This is a genomic window from Kaistella pullorum, assembly GCF_014837035.1.
GTDB lineage: Bacteria > Bacteroidota > Bacteroidia > Flavobacteriales > Weeksellaceae > Kaistella > Kaistella rhinocerotis.
The window spans coordinates 1-2,879 of the sequence record NZ_JACSPS010000015.1; the positions used below are offsets into that span (position 1 = coordinate 1).

Annotated in this window: 3 protein-coding genes; 2 read left to right on the forward strand and 1 reads right to left on the reverse strand. The window is 35.5% G+C overall.

Features of this window, described 5'->3' with window-relative positions; genetic code table 11:
- Positions 1–100 precede the first annotated feature (100 nt).
- Positions 101–1,099: a TIR domain-containing protein gene (locus tag H9628_RS11785; RefSeq protein WP_251834339.1), complete on the forward strand. Its 999-nt coding sequence runs from the start codon at positions 101–103 to the stop codon at positions 1,097–1,099.
- Between the two features lie 734 nt (positions 1,100–1,833).
- Here the strand turns inward: H9628_RS11785 and H9628_RS11790 are convergent.
- Entirely contained in the window at positions 1,834–2,118 is a 285-nt protein-coding gene (locus H9628_RS11790) for a hypothetical protein (protein ID WP_251834340.1), read from the reverse strand.
- Between the two features lie 39 nt (positions 2,119–2,157).
- Here H9628_RS11790 and H9628_RS11795 point away from each other — a divergent pair, with 39 nt between their 5' ends.
- The gene (locus H9628_RS11795; protein ID WP_251834341.1) at positions 2,158–2,688 is read left to right on the forward strand and encodes a hypothetical protein; all 531 of its coding nucleotides are present in this window, start codon (positions 2,158–2,160) and stop codon (positions 2,686–2,688) included.
- Positions 2,689–2,879 lie beyond the last annotated feature (191 nt).

A 2,879-nucleotide genomic window follows, 5' to 3' on the forward strand; every position in this document is an offset into this window, starting at 1 on the left:
TCGCTAAGTTTAAAGTCCGGTTTTTGTACGGAGATCTGGGGCAGCAGCCGCAACCCTCCATATACGCCGGACGTTACAAGCAAGTTTAAAATGACACGAAATGACACGACAAGTAGAATTTGACATAGCATTATCATTCGCAGGAGAAGACAGAAATTATGTTGACCAAGTAGCACATATTCTTAAGTCGAAAGGAATAAGTGTGTTTTATGACAAATTTGAAGAAGCTAATTTATGGGGCAAAAACCTTTATGACTATCTGAGTGACATATACAGAAATAAAGCACTTTATACAATAATGTTTGTATCTGACAACTACAATAAAAAGTTGTGGACAAACCACGAAAGACAGGCAATGCAGAGCCGTGCATTTCAAGAGAACCAAGAATATATATTACCTGCAAGGTTTGACGAAACAGAAATTCCGGGTTTACTTCCAACAATCGGTTATATACCATTGAACGACAAAAGTGCTAGTGACTTTTGTGAAATCATTTTCAAAAAACTTGTTTTAAGCGGGCGGACAATTCCTAGTGAGCAAGTTAGGAAAAGTCTATCACCGCTTGTCAAAATTCCCAAAATAGACCCTGCTATTTTTTCGGTAACAGTAAAGAATGAAAAAGGAGAACCATTTATTGGTGCTGACCTATTCTTAATCGCTGATAATGATACTCACCTAAACAACAAGACAAATAATGAAGGGAAAGCTACATTCGCAATAAATACAAGGAGAAATTATAAACTTTATTTTGCTAATGCTAACTATCCAGCTTATATGGTTGAAAAAATTGACCCCGAGAATGATTTTGAAATTTCAGTTCATTCATCAGAAAATATTGGTTCGGTAATTTGTAATAGTACAGGATATATACCAGGACTAAAAGGTCGACTAAATCCAATTTTAGACACCTCCGACAGAACTTACTTATACGCAGACAATATTGCAATTAATGGTGGTCTTTCCCAACCAGCGGCATTTAAAGTAAATGTTCCTATGGACTTAGAAGATTGCGATGGTATGATTATGCAAGTGACTGTAAAGGACATTCAAGGGCGAGTTTCCTTAATAGAATTTGTAAGACCAATTATTGAAGAATGAAAAAACCTGCTTGTAACACGGGTTTGGCAAAAGTGGCGGTTCAGTGCTCCGCAGACACATTTGTGGTTAATCAAAGTTCGGTTCTCCGCATCAACTTTTGTGGTGAAAATCGCCACCTTCGCCAAGCCCGAAAACGTTAGCAGAAATACAGAAACATTGCGCTACAAATTCATATTTTTAATTATTTCAATCATTTTTACTTCTTGTCAAAAGGAAAATATTGACGAGATAAACGTTGTGAATAATTGGAATATAAAACGGGATCCATATACAAGTGGTCAACTAGTATTAAATGAAAATAAAACATTTCACTTCACGGAAAGAAGTCATTTAAGTGAGACATTTTCAAATGGAGTTTGGAAAATGAAAGATGATACAATATATCTAAATTCGAAAATGCACAATGAATGCTTGTACATGAATAGCTTTAAACCTTATTGCGAAGACAAATATATTGTCACAAGGGAAAAAATAGAAACAACAATAGAAAATTGCCAACCTAAAAATTACACGAGATTTTATACCATCTTCCAAAATGAAAAATTTAAGTTCCGCAACGATTCATTGTTTTATGTGAATCCCAATAAAAATTGTGCAAACAAACAATCAAATTATGAAATATATCGTTAACAAGTACTTCTGCTAACGGAGTATTTCTACAAGCGGGTATGAAGTTTTCATCGAAGATTTTAGCGATTAATGAAGTTTTTAGCAAGTAGAATGTTTTCGTATTTTTAGCCCGCCTGCAGAAATACCCAACCGTTACCGCCCATACTACCTTCCGCCGGTCCAAAATCCGTTTTTGTAATTAATTCAGCATTGGAAATCCGGGCTTTTTCCGAGAGCATGACAACGGGTTCCGGCATTTCGTGATCACTAAGTCGCTCCGGTATTATGTTCCTCGCGCGTACGGGCGGTAACATCGTATATGGCGGATTGCGGAAGTCTGCTTTTGTATCAGAATTTTCGCTAAGTTTAAAGTCCGGATTTTGTACGAAGATCTGGGGCAGCAGCCGCAACCCTCCATATACGCCGGACGTTAGCTGCTATCTGACAAAATGACTTTATTACAATTTAAGAAATATTTAGATCAAGAGTATCTGTTCGATAAAGTTCTTGATTATATACTTGCGGTTTTGATTCTAAGCTGCGGACTGTTTCTTATTTATGAATCTTTGCTAACTGATTGGTCAAATCAGCTGAGTTTGGGACTATTTATATCTACTTTACTTCTGGCAACATATTGTGTTTATTTTGGTATAGTTGGTTTCTTGAGAATTCCAAACTTGACACAAATTCACTCAATAATAAATAATGATGGAAGAGAAAATAATAGAAAAAGAGTTTATGATCTCGCAAAGAAGTTTAATTTGTTTACTTATCCATACGAAATAAGAGATAATATTATAATGTTCGATACAAAGAAGATTTTATTTGGAAACAAAGAATTGTTCTTCTATTATAACGATAAGGGAATTTATTTTAACGTACAGCACAAAAATTATAGAGATCCAAAATATGGATGTTATTATTCTACCAAGAAATTAACAAACAGAATTATATCGGAATTGAAAGACAGCAGCAGCTAACAAGCTATTTCTATTAGCGGGGTTGAAGTTTACATCGAAGATTTTAGCGGTCAATTAAGTTTTCAGCAAGTAGAAAGTTTCCGTATTTTTAGCCCGCCTGCAGAAATACCCAACCGTTACCGCCCATACTACCTTCCGCCGGTCCAAGATCCGTTTTTGTAATTAATTCAGCATTGGAAATCCGTGCTTTT